Genomic DNA, 18,720 nt, shown 5'->3' with positions numbered 1-18,720 from the left:
ATTATTATTTTACACAAAAAAAATATTAAAGGAAAGAATATTTTAAAAATAAAAAAATCTCATAAAATTTAATAGTAGTGAGATTTATTGTTAAGAAAAATTTAATATTACTTATATTGAAGCTAATTATGATATAATATGATAAATATTTATAAATAAGATCAAAAAAAGTCAAATCATTAGGGGAAATTTTAATTATTTTTTTGTTGCAATGTTGGAGAATTTAACTAAAAAACAAGGGGGTAGATTTTATGAAAAGAAATATTTTACTAGTATCATTAGTGGTTTTGATCGCACTTTTAATTGTTGGAGGATATAAAATTTTTAATGGTAAAAAAGAACCGTTAAATCCATCGCGGCCTATAACTATAACAGTTTGGCACTATTATAATGGCAATACTAAAGATAAATTTGATGCACTGATAAATAAATTTAATGAAACTATTGGGGTAGAGCGTGGAATTGTTGTCGAGGCAAAGAGTCATGGAGATGTTAATCAGTTAGCGAATGTCGTGTATGATGCTGCAAATAAAACTATAGGTTCACAGGTGATGCCAGATATTTTTGCTGCATATCCTGATAATGCGTATAGAACCAATAAGCTCTGTGGGCTTGTGGAGTTAGAACAATATTTTTCACAAGATGAACTAAAGGAATTTCGTAAGGAGTTTTTAGAAGAAGGTAGATTTGGGGCAGATCAAAAATTAAGAATACTTCCTATAGCAAAATCCACTGAAATATTATATTTAAATAAAACTTATTGGGATAAATTTTCAGAAGAAACTGGAGCAAGCCTTGATGATCTTAATAATTGGGAAGGCATTGTTAGAACTTCTGAAAAATATAAAAATTATAGTGGAAGAGCTTTTTTGAGCATTGATGGAAATGCTAATTATATGTTGTCTGCTTCCATGCAGTTAGGAACAGAGTTTTATACTTATTCTGGGGATAGAGCAAAGCTCAATTTTAGCAAAGACATAGCCCATAAAATATGGGAAAATTATTACATACCTTATTTAAAAGGATATTTCATAAAAAGTGGAAGATTTAGTTCAGATGATGCTAAAACTGGAACTGTTTTAGCATATACAGGTTCAACAGCTGGGGCAGCATATTTTCCAAAACAGGTTGCTTTTAGTGAGAAAGAAGTATATCCAATAGATATTATTACATTGCCATATCCACACTATGAAAATGGAAAACCTTATGCTATACAACAAGGAGCAGGAATGTGTATTACTAAAAGCGATAAAGCACATGAATATGCTTCAGCATTATTTCTAAAGTGGTTCACAGAACCAGAACAAAACATTGATTTTGCTGTTTCTACCTCATATTTTCCAGTAAAAAATGAATCTCTTGTAAAAAATAAGATATTACCATTGGTTGATAAAACAGAAGTTTCAAATGAAGCTATTAAAAAATCTATTAATACAACTCTTGATATGCTTGATACTCATATTCTATATGGAAATAGACCTTTTGATGGAAGTTATGATATGCGTGCATTATTAGAGAATAATCTATTTAATTTTGTACAAAAAGACTTAGAAAAATTAGAAGCAAGAGTAGCGACGGGTGAAGAACGCTCAAAAGTTATAGAATCATTAATTTCAGAGGAAAATTTTAATAGATGGTATCAGCAGTTTAGTCAAGAAGTAGAAAAGATTATGTCTAAATAAAGAAAGGCTTGAGGAAAATGAATTTTACGAGGTTTGATAAGAAATCAATAATATTTAAATTAACCTCTTTCGTTATAGTGATTATTATATTTCAGGCTATCTTGTTAATTGCCACAATTGTTCTTGGTGGTGTATTAAGTCAGGGAAAAGATATAGCTTATAGTTCGTTATCTGATAAAGTAAGTAATAGAAAAGATTATATGCAGAGAGAAATGAGCAATCGTTGGATAAATATGGATGCATATGTGTCGGAAATATCGAAATCTATATCTAAAAATGGCAATAATGAGATATTCTTTAGTGATGCAGCTAAATATTTGATTTCAATGTTAAGGACAACACAAACTACAGGAGTATTTCTCATTTTAAATGATGAGAATAACAAAGGGGAACATTCTGCTCTCTATTTAAGAGATTATGATCCTTTATTCAATGATTATAATAATAAAGATTTATATTTTCTAATAGGACCTTATGAATTGGCAAAGGAGATTAATGTACCTCTAGATGAAGACTGGAATTACAGAATGAAATTAACAGAAGATAATGAAGATTTTTATAGAAAGCCTTATGAAAAAGCTTATTTATCAAACGATTCTAAATTATTAAGTTACTGGAGTGTACCATTTAAGTTGTTCCCAAAGGATCAACAAATAATCACTTATTCGGAACCATTCTTTGATAAAGATAACAACTTAAGAGGTGTCATAGGTGTTGAAATTTCGGTAAGTTATCTTACGCAGGCTTTACCTGCAACAGATTTACAGCAAAAAGATTCATTAGGATACCTAATTGGATATAAAAGAAAAAATGAAGATGAAATAACACCTGTAATAATGACTGGTGCTCTTCAAAAACGAATGATTGATTCGGATAAAAAAATTTCACTAACCCATATAAGTCCAGAGAAAGATATTTATAGAATTGAAAATAGTAATAGCAAGGATGATATTTATGGATGTATAGAAAAGATTGGATTATATAAAAGTAATACTCCATTTGAGGAGGAAGAGTGGTATCTTGTAGGAATGATGACAGAACACTCATTATTTAGCCATGTTTTAAAAATTAAAAATATATTATGGATATCTTTATCGATTTCTATTTTAATTGGAATAATAGGTGGTTACATAATCAGTTACAAATTTACAAAACCAATTATAAAATTAGCTAAGCAAGTACGAGAAAGTGATAAAAGTAAAGCCATAAGGCTTGAAGCTACTGGATTGTCGGAGGTTGACGAACTATCGAGCACAATACAGTTTGCAAACAATGCTCTTCTAGAATCAACAGTAAAGATGTCTCAGATAATAGATTTGGTTGGAGTTCCTATAGGTGCTTATGAATATAAGGAAGAAAGAGATCGAGTTTTTGTTACAGATCAGTTAAAAGTACTACTTTCGATTGATGATAGTGAAATGATAAAGATAGTTTCTGATAAAGCTCTATTTATAGAAAAAATAAATAAAATTTTAAGCCGTCAACAAGAAGATGGTGTTTATATAGTAAGTGAAGCCCCAGATAAGTATGTAAAATTCAAGACCGTCAAAAATTCTGATAGCACTATAGGAGTTGTATTAGATGTTACAGAAGAAATTATAGAAAAAAATATGATTAAAGAAGAAAGAGATTATGATCCTCTTACAAAGATTTATAATAGAAAAGCCATTCAAATACGTATTCAAGAAATGCTTTCTAATATTGAAACTTTAGGGACTTGTGGAATTTTAATGTTTGACTTAGATAATTTAAAGACTATGAATGATACATATGGGCATAAATGGGGAGATATCTATATCAAAGCAGCTGTAGAACAGTTAAAAACCATTGGGAATGATAAAAAAGTACTGGGAAGAAGATCTGGTGATGAATTTGTTTTATTCTTATATGGATTTTCAAATAAGGAAGAGCTAAAGGCTTTGATTGATAATTTTTACATGAATCTAGAAAATTATCCACTAATCTTACCAGATGGTAAAGTTAAAACTGTTACTATTTCAGCAGGGTTAATGTGGGTTGAGAGTGCAGAGCTAACTTACGATGAACTGCTTCATTATGCAGATGAAGCCTTATATAAAGCAAAGAAGTCTTATAAAGGTACTTGCTGTATACATGAATCACTATAATTTGAAAATTAAGAAAAATATATCTTGAAAGAATGATTAGCCTACATAAAATATTCTTTTTAAGAGATAATAATAATTAATTAGGGATGACAAAAAATTATATGTGGGAATAAAAAATAAGGTGGTCGTGAATTGAATCACCTTGTTTTTGCTTAAATTTATATAATGAGAGGAGAAGAACGAAATTTATTTTAATGAACATAATATTTTATTAATTTCCATACTCAATTTTGTATTTGTGATATAATATTATTAGGTGAGTTTTACGAAACTTTGTAAAATAATATTACGTTATGGAAAATAGTTAACGTTAACAATAAAGTTGTGATAAAAATTTTTATGATTTTTAATAATAAAAAATCTAAAGAGGAATAATCTTAATACTGTACACTAAAGAATATGAAGAGGAGAAAAAACATGAAAAAAGATAAGAATTATCTATCAACAATTCTAATTATAGCAGCTGCAGGTTTTAGCTTATATATTATTGCACAAAATTTTATGTCAAAAGCTGATCAAGGTGAAACTAAAGCAGCTTTACCATTAATTATTCCAGCATTAGTCTTACTTATACCTTTAGCTATAGCGCTTATAATAATAATTTCAAGAGAAGTGAAGTATAAAAGAGCACTAGCAAATGGAGTAAAAAGTGTAGGATTCATTAGAAAAGTAAAAGAAACGGGAAATCACTCGGGAAGAAAGGCAGAAGTAAAAATAGAACTTGATATCTTGGGCGAGAATTATAAAAAATTTTACGGAGATGTAACAACAATTGTTCGTTCGGCAGAATTAGAGTTCCTAAAAAAAGGAGAGCCGGTTCCGGTTATTTATAAACTAAATAATAATAAAGAAATATCAATAGATAGAAAACCAAATGTAAACGAACTTAAGGATAAAATTGAGAGTTACAAGGTACAGAATAATGTTAAATAATTAAAATTAATAAATATTAAAGAAAATAACAAGATCAAAATACCATGATGAAAAATAGGGATTGGTAGAAAGACTTGTTATTTTTTGTTATGTCTAAATTTAGGTATATATATTATAAGCTTTAGCAAATACTAAACATATATAAACAAACACGCAAAATAATAAAGAGAGGAGTCAAAACTAATTATAGATATCCAAATAAAGCATTTGACTTATGTGATAAACATATTTACAAATTTGCTAAAACTTTAAGTTATCTCATAAGTTTTAGTTTGTTTATCTATATGCTGGTTTTTAAATAAGATATGTTTGTACCTAAAAGAATTATATTTGAAAAAGATTCATTAGATTATGACACTGGTAAAGAAATTTTAAATAAATTTAAGGATAAAGATGATGTTGAAATTATAAATGTAACTTCAAATAAATTAAAACAGCATATCCCGGGAGAAGACTTTTATGCTCAATATAGGGAAGGAAAAAAGACTTTAGTAGTTGGAGCAAAGAAGAGTTTGAAATTTCAATCCTGTAAACCTTCGGCACATTATCAGCTGCCACTAATATCAGGATGTATGGGACAGTGTGAATACTGTTATTTAAATACAAAACTCGGAGACAAACCTTTTGTCAAAGTTCATGTAAATATCGATGAGATCTTAGCGCAGGCTAAAAAATATATAGATGAGAGATTACCTGAAATAACTATATTTGAAGGGGCGGCTACATCTGATCCTATACCTGTAGAGCCTTACACACATTCTCTTGAGAAGGCTATAGTATTCTTTGGAAAGAACCAAAATGCCAGATTTAGGTTTGTAACAAAGTATAACGATGTAGATACTTTACTGGATTTAGAACATAATGGTCATACTGAAATAAGATTTAGTATTAATACATCTTCAGTTATAGATAAATATGAACATGCAACAGCTTCTAGAGATCTAAGAATAGAGGCGAGTATAAAAGCGGCTAAAGCAGGGTATCCAATAGGTTTTTTGGTTGCGCCTGTATTTCTTTATCCAAATTGGAAAGAAGAGTATCATGATTTACTACTAAGTTTAAGTAGTAAATTACCAAAAGATTTAAAAACACCAGTAACTTTTGAGATAATATCTCATCGCTATACCTCAACAGCTAAAAATATAATACTTCAAGTATTTCCTGAAAGTGAACTACCAATGAACGATGAAGAACGCAAATTTAAATATGGTCAGTTCGGATATGGAAAGTATGTATATCAAAAAGAAAATATAGATGAAATTAAACAATTTTTTATAGAAGAAATAGAAAAGCTATTTGAAAATAATGAAGTTAAATATGTTATATGATCCAAAGTCATATTTATCAAATACAATATCTCATCGCAGTATATTAAAAATGGCGGACTTACATAAGCTCCGCCATTTGTTAATAATTCTAATATTATTAGAATTATAGAATTTGAATATGAAAATTTGTGTAAGATCATAATTTTATGTGTATTTAATTTGTGTGGAACTGATACCTTGTGAAAATTTGAAATTATATTTTGAATATAATACTTTGGAAATATTGAAATTTAACGAGATAGGAAGGACTAGATAATACCTATAATTTAGCTTATTAGGTTTGGTATGAGAAAAACTTATATGCAATAAGTTATTTGTTTATAAAAAGGACTTGACACAATCTGTATGGAACTGGTATCATAAATGTGAAAACGATTTTAAATAATATGACGAAGAAGAAAAGATAAAACAATATATAATTTAAAAATGATATTAATGTAAGGCAAAAAAATGTATATGTTAACAGATTAACATATACATTCAGGATTCGAGTGTAAAAAATGTTTGAAGTTTATTTAGTAGTATTAGGTTGTTTGACCTTGAGATAGCATTACAGGCAATTTTATGTCACTAGGAACTATAGTGCTATCGTTATTAATTAGATATAGCAGAGTCGACACTGCGGAATTTGCTATATCTCTTATAGGTTGTTTGATTGTAGTGAGAATCGGAGCAATGATGCTTCCGATAGCAATTCCATCATAGCCTATAATTTTTACATCACTAGGTACTTTTAAGTTGCGGAAGGATAATTCTTTTATTACTGCAAATGCTATGGTATCAACGGCAAATATGCCATCAACATTTGGATTAGCATCTAATGCTGTTTTTATAAAAGGTAGATAGTTTTCAAACGAAAAGAAATTTACTGGAAATTCTATATTTACACAATTAATATTATTATTTTTCATTATTTCCGAGAATGTAGAGTTCTTTTCATTTGCAGGTGTAGCAACTTGAGTGTTACCTATAAATTGAATAACATTTTTGCAGCCGAGGCGTATAAACTCGTTTGCAGCTAAGGAACCGCCTTGAGCATGGTCAGCAGATATTACAGGTATATCTTTTCCGAGGAATCTGTCCAAAGCAACAATTGGAAGTTTTAACTTTGTATATTCTTCTAATTTTAAAGTGTGGCTCCCGATGATTATTCCATCAACTTGATTTCTTTGTAACATAGCGATATATTCTTTTTCACGAATGCAGTTATTACTTGCATTACATAAGAGCAGTTTGTAACCATTCATGTATAAAGCTTCTTCGATATGTTTTGCTTCTTCAGCGTAAAATGGAATGCTTACATCAGGTAATATTAATCCAATTAAATTAGATTTTTTTGTATATAAACTTTTAGCCATTTCATTTGGGTGGTAATTTAATTCTTCCATGGCATCATATACTTTCTTTCTTGTGCTTTCGGATATGTAGCCTCTATTATTCATGATTCTAGATACTGTCGTTACTGAAACACCAGCACGATTAGCAACGTCTTTTATGTTAGGCAAAAGATCACTTCCTTACGTATTAAAAAATTACTATATTAAATATAACTTGAAAAGAGAAAAAAATCTATAGCAATATGTTAACATGAGTTGACATATAAAAAAAGAAAAGTTTATGTTTATAATAATTCTTGTTGGGGCATAACGATTTAACTACAAGCACTTGGAATAGGCTGAATGATGAAAGAAATATTACAAAAAGGTTCATGAACGGGATTTGTGAATTGAATGGATGAAATCGCTTTAGAGTGCGTAAAGTCAGTGTATATAAAGAATTGTCAGCCTTTAGTTACTTTTAGTGAAAGTATATTTTTTCTATGAATCCTTATGAAAAAGATAGTGAAGCGTAAAAAAGATTTGTTATACAAAAAAGAGTTAATTGTTATATGGGTATAAAAAATCAAGGAATTTTTTTAAAAATGTATGACAACCCGTTGACATGTTGTTAACGTGGATATATAATAAATTCAAATAGTAAATGTTTTCAAGAGTGAATTGATATTTATAACGATATTTATAATTTAATCCATTCCTAGGGTTTTAGGATCGGAAAAAGTTATTTATATATAATTTCAAATTAAAGGATTAAATCAAAGGATATTATAACTTTTGGTTAATCAATATTAAACGGGGGGAATATTATGAAAAAGTCAAAATTGGTATCTATTTTAACAACAGCAGTGTTAACAGTTTCTTTATTAGCTGGTTGTGGTTCCAGTGGTGGAAGTTCAACTGGTGATAAAGGTTCATCAGGAAAAAATGTTAAAATAACGTTTCTTAACACAAAAGGGGAGATTGCAACTCAACTAGAAGATGCAACAAAATCTTTTACAAAAGAAAATCCTAATATCACAGTAGATATTGTTCAAGCTGGTGCTGGAGAATCACCATTCCAAAAGGTGTCTTCAATGTATGCAGCTGGAAATGCACCATCTTTAAGTATGCTTGACCCTAATGACATTCCTAAGTTTGCAGATAAATTTGCAGATCTTTCATCAGAAAAATGGGCTAAAGATGCATCAGAAGGAGCTTTAGATGCAGCTAAAATAGATGGAAAGCAAGTGGGATTCCCATTATCTATTGAAGGATTTGGATTAATATATAACAAAACAGTATTAGATAAAGCTGGAGTAGATCCAACTACTATCAAAACTACTAAGGATTTAGAAGCAGCATTCCAAAAAATACAAGGTATTGGAGTGTCACCAATGGTTCTTTCACCAATGGATTGGTCATTAGGAGCACATTTCTTACCAATAGCATATTTAGATCAATCAAAAGAAGCTGGAGCAGCAGATAAATTTGTACAAGATATAAAGGCTGGAAAAGTTGATTTAAGCAGTAATGCTGTATTTAACGGAGTAATGACAACTTTTGATGTTTTAAAAGCAAATAATATAGATAAATCAGCTCCACTGGCTGGAACTTATGAAAAAGCACCTGAATATTTAGGTACCGGTAAGGCAGCTTTCTGGTTTATGGGTAACTGGGCATGGCCACAAATTAAAGAATTTGACCAAGCTAATGGGCAATATGGATTTATACCAGTTCCAGTAAGTAACAACGCAGATGATTATGGTAATTCACAAATATACGCAGGACCAGCTAAATTTATTGGTGTAGATACTAAAAACAATGATGCTGATCAACAAGCAGCAGCAAAGAAATTTTTAGAATGGTTAGTATACAGCGATAATGGACAAGATTTCTTGGTTAATAAAGCTAGTTTAATTCCAGCCTTCTCAAATGTTAAATTAGAAATAGCTGATCCTCTTGGAAAATCTATCAAGAAATACGTGGAAAGCAAAAAAGTTATAGCTCCTATGACAACATTACCTGGAGATCATTGGGCACAAGTTGGAGGTTCAATGCAAAAATATCTTGATGGTAAGAGTGATAAAGCAGCTTTAGCTACTGATATTCAAAATTACTGGAAGAACGTTAAATAATAATATAAAAGAAATAAGTGAAACTTGATTCAGGTGGAGTTTGATCTCTATCTGAATCTTAGTTGAACTTATACCCTCAAGGGGCACCTAGTCCAGGAACGTGCAGCCGTTATATCCAGATTAAATGGAGTGTTACGGATGCATGCTATTGGATAAAATAACGGATAGGCGTGTTTACGAATATCCGTTATTCAATATAAGGATATAAAATTTCCATAGGAGGAGTAGTGAATATGAGAAACGAAAAAGGGTTTCTTGGTAAATTAAAAACTTATCTCGTATATGCAGGACCAGGTACTTTCGCATTTTTTACAGTTATGATTGTTCCATTTATATATGGTATTTATTTAACTTTCACAAATTGGAATGGTGTATCAGATGCTCATGATTTTATTGGATTTCAAAATTATACAGAAGTATTTAAAGATGGAGTGTTTTGGAACTCGTTGTGGTTAACTTTTAAGTATGCAATTGCAGCTGTAATACTTATGAATATAATAGCGTTTTTACTTGCATATGCATTAACAAGTGGCATGAAAGGTCAAAATTTTTATAGAGCAGGATTCTTTACACCTAATCTTATTGGTGGGATAATTCTTGGATTCATTTGGCAGTTTTTATTTTCAAATATATTAGTTTATATAGGTAATAATTTTAATATTCCGATTTTTTCTAGTTCGTGGCTTGCAGATCCTACTAAAGCACTTTGGACTTTAATAATTGTAACTGTTTGGCAATATTCAGGATATTTAATGATTATATATGTAGCTGGTTTTATGAATGTTCCGAGTGATATTTTAGAAGCAGCAAGTATAGATGGGGCTAATGGTTTTAGAAAACTCATAAGTATAACACTTCCTATGATGATTCCATCTTTCACAGTTTGTTTGTTTTTGAGCTTGCAAAGAAGTTTTATGGTTTACGATGTAAATCTTTCACTTACTAAGGGTGGACCTTATCAGGCTACTGAAATGATATCAATGCATGTTTATAATAAGGCGTTTTTATCACAACAATATGGCGTTGGACAAGCGGAGGCCTTCGTTTTGTTTTTAATAGTCGCAGCAATATCATTATTCCAAGTTTATACAACTAAGAAGATGGAGGTAGAAGCATAATGAAAAATAAGAAATTAATAGCCAATATTATAAAATATATAGTTATATCAGGACTTCTACTTTTATATATAGTGCCATTTGTTTTTGTATTAATAAATTCCTTTAAAGCTAGAAAAGATGTAATTTCTAATCCATTAGCTCTACCAAGTACTTTTAAATTTTCTAATTATGCCGATGCTTTTGAAAAGATGAACTATGGTCATGCGTTTATTAATACACTAATTATAACTGCTTTAAGTGTGCTTATAATAATTATATTTTCTTCAATGACTGCTTATATATTAGTGAGAAAGGATTGGAAGTTCAATAAATTTATATTTTTTGCAATGGTTTTATCTATGATTATACCATTTCAAGGAATAATGATACCTTTAGTATCAATTTATGGATCAATGGGGATGCTCAATACTAAATGGGCACTTATTTATATGTATCTAGGCTTTGGAATGTCTCTAGCAGTATTTATGTATCATGGATTTATTAAAAGCATACCAGTGGAATTGGAAGAAGCTGCTATGATAGATGGGGCCACAAGATTTCAAACCTTTTGGCAAATTGTATTTCCTATTATGAAACCTATAACTATGACAATAACTACTTTAGATGTGTTATGGATATGGAATGATTTCTTACTACCATCATTAATATTAATAGCGCCAAATGAAAGAACACTACAATTATCAACATATGCTTTCAATGGTACTTATACTACAGATTACGGATTATCAATGTCAGCATTGATGTTATCAATACTTCCAGTATTAATAATTTACTTGTTCTTACAAAAGAGCATTATAGGAGGAGTTTTACAAGGGTCTATAAAATAAAGTGAAACTTTTCAGTTGGAGTTTTCTAGGTGCCCCTTGAGGGTAAACTACAGATGAATTTAGTTGAACTTATCCCCTAAAGGGGTAACTAGTCGAGGGTTGTGCTAATGTTATCTACAGCTTAAAGAAGTTGGAGCGCTACAGTGGCTAGACATCAGATAAAAATGTGTGTTTTGCGGGAGATTAAAAAATGTATAACAGTAAAAAAAGAGAGGCAGACCGATATATCAAGAACAATAAATATAAAATAAATAATCAATATAGACTTAACTATCATTTGATGGGTGAATATGGATGGATTAATGATCCTAATGGCTTCATTCAATATAAGGATAATTATCATTTGTTTTATCAACATAATCCATACGAAGCAGTTTGGGGGCCTATGCACTGGGGACATGCAGTAAGTAAGGACTTAATAAAGTGGGATCACCTGCCCATAGCTTTAGCACCTGATGAGGATTTTGATAGAAATGGGTGTTTTTCAGGAAGCGCAATAGAAAAGGATGAAAAACTATATATTACTTATACTGGGCATGTAAGTACTGGAACAAATGAAAAAGAGGATTATAGGCAAGTTCAGTGTTTAGCGTATTCAGAAGATGGAATTGATTTTACGAAATATAAATGTAATCCAGTAATAGACACAAATCAAGTTCCTAATAACTCATCCTCAAAAGATATTCGAGATCCTAAAACATATAAAGTGGGAGATTCCTATTATACTTTTCTAGGTTCTAATGATAAATGTGAAAATGGACAAGTTTTGATGTACAAATCAAACGACTTAATAAATTGGAAATTTGTTAATGTTGTAGCTAAAAGTCGTGGAGAGCTAGGTGAGAACTGGGAGTGTCCAGATTTATTTTCGCTGCAAGATAAAGATGTTCTTATCGTATCACCACAATATTTTAAAGTCTCAAGTAATGATTTTACAAATATATATTCATGTGTCTATATGGTTGGTAGTTTAGACTATAATCTAGGAAAATTTAAATATGACAATTTTTCCCCAGTCGATTATGGATTCAACTTTTATGCACCTCAAACAACGATGGATAGCAAAGGTAGGAGAATCATGATTGGTTGGATGACTATGTGGGAAAAAGAATATCCGACATACAGTAAGGGTCATAACTGGGCTGGAGCTATGACGATTCCAAGGGAAGTGATTCTAAAAGATGGTAAGCTATATTTTAAACCAGTTGAAGAGATTGAGAAATATAGAATCAATGAAGTTGTTTTAAAGGATATTGAGATAAATAAAGAAGAAAAACTTGATATTAATGGCGATAGTTATGAACTTGAAATAAGTTATGATGCTAAGGAAGCCGATGAATTTGGTTTAAAGTTAAGAGTAAATGACTATGAAGAAACAGTTTTGTCATATATAAAAAAAGATAAACAATTTATATTTAATATTGATAATTCTGGTGTTGGACAAAAGGGTCAAAGAAGAACAGAAGTTGATTTAATTAATAACAAATTAAAACTTCGTATATTTGTTGATAAATGTTCAGTAGAAGTATTCATTAATGACGGAGAAAAAGTAATGACGGGTCTTATATATCCAAGTGAAGATGCTATAGGGATTAAAGCATTTTCAAAGGGGAAATCAAATATAGAAATTCTGAAAAAATGGGATATAAAATGAGTTACTGATTTACATTGTAAAAAGGAGATGAATAAATATGGAAAAATTCATGAGGCTCCTTAATAAAAGAGAAAAAACAAGATTTAAAATATCAGCAACTATAAAAGCTAAATTAATGGTTACCTTTTTGGCAATAGCAATATTGCCAATACTTATAGTTGGAAGTTTTTCATATATTGTGGCTGAAAATGCAGTAGAAAAGAAAGTAGCTAATTTTTCGGAACAATTATTAAGTCAGATCAGTATGAATGTTACATCGTTTTCCAATGAATATGTTAATAAGACGACCTTAGTTATAACAAATTCAAGCTTAGCTGATTTAATGAAGGATATAAGTAAAAATAGTTATTCCTATGAAAGTATTCAGAAAAGCAAAGAGGCTGAAGGAATACTTAAGTCTATAGTAAACTCTGATAAAAATATTTCAACTTTCTGTATCCTTCAGCAGGATGGAAAAATATTGGGAATAATGGATTCTCATTCTCAGAACTATATTAAAAATAAATTGAAAAATTCTCAATTATATAATGAGATAAGAAAAAATGAAGATAAAATATATTGGATTACAGGAGTTAATGATAACACAGAAATATTCTTAATCAGAGAATACAGGGACACAATCAGAAAAAGTGATAATGGTATATTAATAATGTCCATCAAGGTGAATGCTTTTAAAGATCTTTTTGAAAAAATGAACTTGAATGAAAATAATTATGTTCAAATAGTAGATGAAAATAAAAATATTATTTTTAATACTGATGACAAAGATGCTAATAGTAGCATTTTAAGTAATATTATAGAGGATGTATATAAAAAAGATTGGTATGGGAACTTTATAGAAGATAATAACTTAATTACATTTAGCTCTTGTAATAATGGGTGGAAGATCATATCTGAAGTTCCTATGAATTCACTTATCAATGATATTAGGTTATCTGGATTTTTTACATTAATAATAGGAGTAATATGTGGAATTATAGCAATAGTGATTGGTTTATATATAGAACGTGGGATAATTAAGCCACTCAACAGCATAATGAAGTTAATGAAAAAAGCAGAAGATGGAGATTTAACAGTAATATTAGATTATAAAAAACTTGATGAAATAGGAAATTTAAGCAGTAGTTTTAATATAATGATTCAAAAAATAAAAGGACTCATAGGAGAAGTAAGCCTGGTATCTAATAAGGTTCTGAAAAATGTTGAAGAGGTAGCTGAAATTTCAATGGAATCAGCCGAAGCTACAAAACAAATTTCTATGGCAATTGGAGAAATTGCAACAGGGTCTACAGAACAAGCAAAAAGTTCTAGTGAAGCAATAGATCAAATAAGAATTTTAGCTCAAAAAATAGACACAGTTATGGAAAATACAAGAAGGGTTAAAGATATTTCAAATGAGACAAAAGAAATTGGAAATTCATCTATTGTAGTAGTTAGAGAATTGAATGAAAGAACGAGACAATCAGTATCAATGGTACAAGAAATAAATGAAGACATATATGATTTAAATAATAATTCTAAGGAAATAGAAAAAATAATTGAAGTTATAAAATCAATTAGTGAACAGACAAGCCTTTTGTCATTAAATGCTTCTATTGAAGCAGCAAGAGTCGGTGAAGTAGGTAAAGGTTTTGCTGTAGTTGCAAATGAAATAAAAAAACTATCAGATCAATCAAAAGAAGCAACTATGATGATAGCTAATATTATTAATAACATTCAAAATAAGACTAAAAATACTGTTAATTTAGTTAAACAGGCAAATAAGATATTTAATGAACAAGAAAAATCTGTAAGGAATACAGATTATGCTTTTAGAAATATTGTGGAATCCACAGAAAACATATCATTACAGGTAGAAAATGTTACACTCGTGATGAATGATATATATAGTTTTAAAGAAAAAACAATTGAAACTGTAGAGAATATATCTGTTCTTGCTGAGGAATCATCTGCAGCAACACAAGAAGTTTTAGCTTCAGTTGAAGAAGAAAATTTATCAGTTCAAGAATTAGCTTCTTTATCCAGTGAATTACATGAAGCTGTCCAAAATCTTAATAAATCTATTAATATGTTTAAAATGTAATGTTTAAAGATAATTTATATATTTATTTGATGTCTAGCCACTGCAACTGTAATGTTTTTAGAAGGTTATAATTGTGTAATTAAAGAGTAAGTTGATTAAGTTATGTAACTCTGATAGGAAAATTTATATGTAAGAAGGAGAAATAGAAATGGATAAAATAAAAAATGAAATAATGCTTATAACTTATGCAGATAGTTTAGGAAACAATCTAAAGGATTTAAAAGAGGTAATAGATGAATATTATTCTGGTGCCATAGGAGGGGTTCATATACTTCCTTTCTTTCCATCATCAGGGGATCGAGGCTTTGCTCCTATGAGATATGATGTAGTGGATGAAGCTTTTGGAACTATGGAGGATGTTAAAGAAATAAGTAAGGACAGCTATTTAATGTATGATTTTATGGTAAATCATATTTCAAGACAATCTGAGTTCTTTAAAGATTTTCAAGAGAAAAAAGATGAATCAAAGTACAAAGATTTCTTTATAAGATATAAGGATTTTTGGGAAAATGGAGAACCAACTGATGAGCAAGTAGATGTTATTTATAAAAGAAAACCAAGAGCACCTTATTATGAAGTTGAGTTCAAAGATGGAAGCACAGAAAAAGTTTGGTGTACTTTTGCAGAAGAACAAATTGATTTAAACATGGATTCAAAAGTTGCAAGAGATTTTATTAAAGATACATTAGTATCAATGTGTGAAAATGGAGCATCAATAATTCGTTTAGATGCCTTTGCGTATGCTATAAAAAAGGCAGGGACAAGCTGCTTCTTCATAGAACCAGAAATGTGGGAACTGCTTTATGAAATTCAAGATATAGTTAAGGAATATGGTGTAGATATATTACCTGAAATTCATGAGCACTATACAATACAACATAAGATTGCAGAAAAAGGATTTTGGATTTATGATTTTGCATTACCGGTCTTAGTATTACATGCATTATATTCAGGTAAAGGTGAAAATTTAAAAAGATGGATTGATATGAGTCCAATGAAGCAATTTACTACTTTAGATACACATGATGGCATTGGTATTGTTGATGTAAAAGACTTAATGACTGATGAAGAAATTGATGAAACAAAAGAAGCTATGTTTACAAAAGGTGCGAACGTTAAGAAGATATACAATACAGCAGCTTATAACAATTTAGATATATACCAAGTAAACTGTACTTATTATTCAGCTCTTGGAAATAACGATAAGGCTTATTTGTTAGCACGTGCAATCCAATTCTTTGCACCAGGTATACCTCAAGTTTATTATGTGGGAATGCTTGCAGGTGAAAATGATATTGAATTAATGGAATCAACTAAGAATGGCAGAGATATTAATCGTCATTATTATTCAAAAGAGGAAATTAAAGAAAACTTTGAAAATAGAAAAATAGTAAATGATATTAAAGATTTAATGAAGTTCCGCAACAGTGATCCAGCCTTTGGACTAGAAGGGGAATGTATTACAGAAGTTAAAGGAAGTGAAATAACAATAACTAGAAAGTGTGGCGAATGCACTGCAGTATTAAAAGCTGATTTAAAAACTCATGATTTTACTATTGAATCACAATCTAAAAAATATGTATTTAGCTAAAACCAGATGATTATGCAGATATTATGAAATATAAGGGGAGAATAACTATGAGGGAAGAATGGTGGAAAGAGAGTGTAGTTTATCAAGTATATCCAAGAAGTTTCAAAGATTCAAACGGAGATGGGATTGGGGATTTAAGAGGAATTATTGAAAAGTTAGATTACCTAAAGGAATTAGGGATAGATGTAATATGGCTATCTCCAGTATATAAATCACCAAATGACGATAATGGATATGATATAAGTAATTATGAAGATATAATGGATGAGTTTGGCACAATGGAAGATGTGGACGAGCTTATCATGGAAGGAAACAACAGAGGAATAAAAATTCTGATGGATTTAGTTGTTAATCATACTTCTGATGAGCATAACTGGTTCATTGAGGCTAAAAAGTCAAAGGATAACCCATATAGGGATTATTATATATGGAGAGATCCTGTAAATGGATTAGTTCCCAATGATTTGACTTCTGCATTTGGTGGCAGTGCATGGGAATATGATCAAGAGTCTGGGCAATATTATTTACACTTTTTTAGTAGAAAGCAGCCAGATTTAAATTGGGAAAATGAAGAAGTACGTAACAGAGTTTATGATATGATGAATTTCTGGATAAATAAAGGTGTTGGTGGATTCAGAATGGACGTAATTGATCTTATAGGAAAGATTCCTGATAAAAAGATAAAAGAAAATGGTCCAAAGCTTCATGAATATATTAAAGAAATGAATAAGAAAACCTTTGGAAATAAGGATTTGTTAACGGTTGGAGAAACTTGGGGATGTACTCCGGAAATAGCTAAACAATATTCAAATCCAGATGGCAGTGAGCTTAGTATGATATTTCAATTCGATCACATCTTATTGGATCAACAGCCAGGTAAAGAAAAGTGGGATTTGAAACCATTAGAATTACTAGACTTAAAGAAAGCATTATCAAGATGGCAAGTGGAATTAGATGATGCAGGATGGAACAGTTTATTTTGGAATAATCATGACTTACCAAGAATAGTTTCAAGGTGGGGAAATGATGAAGAATACAGAGTAGAAAGTGCAAAAATGTTAGCTACATTACTTCATGGAATGAAGGGGACTCCATATATATATCAAGGCGAAGAGCTTGGTATGACAAATGTAAGGTTTGAAAATCTTGAAGATTATAAAGATATAGAATCTCTTAATATGTACAAAGAAAGAAGAGAAAATGGTTATAGTCATGAAGAAATGATGGAGTCTATTTATACAAAGGGAAGAGATAATGCACGAACTCCTATGCAGTGGAATGATAGTGAAAATGCAGGTTTCACAAGTGGAGAACCATGGATGAAGTTAAATCCTAATTACAAAGAAATAAATGCAGAATTACAACTAGATGATGAAAACTCTATATTTAATTTTTATAAGAAACTAATTAAAATTAGAAAAGAAAATCCAGTTGTTGTGTATGGAAAATATGATTTGATATTAGATGATAACAAAGAAATATTTGCATATACAAGGACTTTAAAAAACGAACAGTTACTAATTATATGTAACTTTGTAGCAAGAAAAACAGAATTTAAATGTGAAGAGATAATTAAGTTTAAGCATAAAGAACTTTTAATATCAAACTATGAGGTAAATGAAAATGAATCAATAAATAACATAGAACTTAGACCATATGAGTGTAGATTTTATAAGCTTTTAATGTAAAACTTATAAGTAAAAATATTTATAATTAAACACTAACAAATTTATAAGGCTGTTAAAATTTAAAGAAAATATCCTAAAATACCAACAAATATTTTAGGATATTTTATTACGTTCTGAAGAATGCTCCACTTCCTTTAGGATTTTATGCATCAATTTTTAGAAAGGAATACATAACTTGTTTGGACAAGTTATGTATTTAAATTTAAAAGAAAATGAAATATAATTATAAAAGCGTTTTA

General features: G+C 29.8%; 12 protein-coding genes. 11 read left to right on the top strand and 1 reads right to left on the bottom strand.

The genetic code is table 11. The annotated features are described in order from the left end of the window. Nucleotides 1–251 precede the first annotated feature (251 nt). The 4 genes from CLCHR_RS13445 to splB all read left to right on the top strand — a co-directional run bounded on the left by CLCHR_RS13445 (nucleotide 252) and on the right by splB (nucleotide 6,069). A complete protein-coding gene (locus tag CLCHR_RS13445) occupies nucleotides 252–1,682 on the top strand; it encodes an extracellular solute-binding protein (protein WP_079440346.1) in 1,431 nt (476 codons plus the stop codon). A 17-nt stretch (nucleotides 1,683–1,699) separates the two neighbouring features. After that, nucleotides 1,700–3,808, top strand: a complete 2,109-nt coding sequence (locus CLCHR_RS13440; protein WP_079440345.1) for a sensor domain-containing diguanylate cyclase — start codon at nucleotides 1,700–1,702, stop codon at nucleotides 3,806–3,808. A gap of 417 nt (nucleotides 3,809–4,225) precedes the next feature. Beyond that, nucleotides 4,226–4,741, top strand: coding sequence for a hypothetical protein (locus tag CLCHR_RS13435; protein ID WP_079440344.1), 516 nt, complete (start codon nucleotides 4,226–4,228; stop codon nucleotides 4,739–4,741). A 305-nt stretch (nucleotides 4,742–5,046) separates the two neighbouring features. Next, entirely contained in the window at nucleotides 5,047–6,069 is a 1,023-nt protein-coding gene (gene splB / locus CLCHR_RS13430; protein ID WP_079440343.1) for a spore photoproduct lyase, read from the top strand. A gap of 524 nt (nucleotides 6,070–6,593) precedes the next feature. On the opposite strand, the gene CLCHR_RS13425 is transcribed toward splB, so the two are convergent. Then, entirely contained in the window at nucleotides 6,594–7,574 is a 981-nt protein-coding gene (locus CLCHR_RS13425; protein WP_079440342.1) for a LacI family DNA-binding transcriptional regulator, read from the bottom strand. A gap of 638 nt (nucleotides 7,575–8,212) precedes the next feature. Between CLCHR_RS13425 and CLCHR_RS13420 the strand changes: the two genes are divergently transcribed. The 7 genes from CLCHR_RS13420 to CLCHR_RS13390 all read left to right on the top strand — a co-directional run bounded on the left by CLCHR_RS13420 (nucleotide 8,213) and on the right by CLCHR_RS13390 (nucleotide 18,481). Further along, complete coding sequence (locus CLCHR_RS13420) at nucleotides 8,213–9,520, top strand: ABC transporter substrate-binding protein (protein ID WP_079440341.1); 1,308 nt, start codon at nucleotides 8,213–8,215, stop codon at nucleotides 9,518–9,520. Nucleotides 9,521–9,753: 233 nt separating this feature from the next. Further along, on the top strand, nucleotides 9,754–10,638 hold the full coding sequence (locus tag CLCHR_RS13415; protein ID WP_079440340.1) for a carbohydrate ABC transporter permease: 885 nt from the start codon (nucleotides 9,754–9,756) through the stop codon (nucleotides 10,636–10,638). Continuing rightward, nucleotides 10,638–11,465, top strand: coding sequence for a carbohydrate ABC transporter permease (locus CLCHR_RS13410; RefSeq protein WP_119365636.1), 828 nt, complete (start codon nucleotides 10,638–10,640; stop codon nucleotides 11,463–11,465). Before CLCHR_RS13415 ends, CLCHR_RS13410 begins: the two co-directional genes overlap by 1 nt. Before the next feature lie 190 nt (nucleotides 11,466–11,655). Further along, nucleotides 11,656–13,119, top strand: coding sequence for a glycoside hydrolase family 32 protein (locus CLCHR_RS13405; protein ID WP_079440338.1), 1,464 nt, complete (start codon nucleotides 11,656–11,658; stop codon nucleotides 13,117–13,119). A gap of 37 nt (nucleotides 13,120–13,156) precedes the next feature. Beyond that, entirely contained in the window at nucleotides 13,157–15,202 is a 2,046-nt protein-coding gene (locus tag CLCHR_RS13400; RefSeq protein ID WP_079440337.1) for a methyl-accepting chemotaxis protein, read from the top strand. Between the two features lie 148 nt (nucleotides 15,203–15,350). Continuing rightward, complete coding sequence (gtfA, locus tag CLCHR_RS13395) at nucleotides 15,351–16,793, top strand: sucrose phosphorylase (RefSeq protein ID WP_079440336.1); 1,443 nt, start codon at nucleotides 15,351–15,353, stop codon at nucleotides 16,791–16,793. Nucleotides 16,794–16,840: 47 nt separating this feature from the next. After that, nucleotides 16,841–18,481, top strand: a complete 1,641-nt coding sequence (locus tag CLCHR_RS13390) for a glycoside hydrolase family 13 protein (protein ID WP_079440335.1) — start codon at nucleotides 16,841–16,843, stop codon at nucleotides 18,479–18,481. Nucleotides 18,482–18,720: the final 239 nt, after the last annotated feature.

This window comes from Clostridium chromiireducens, assembly GCF_002029255.1.
Taxonomy (GTDB): domain Bacteria; phylum Bacillota; class Clostridia; order Clostridiales; family Clostridiaceae; genus Clostridium; species Clostridium chromiireducens.
The sequence above is the reverse complement of the archived record's forward strand: the minus strand, read 5'-3'. Positions and strand labels throughout refer to the sequence as shown.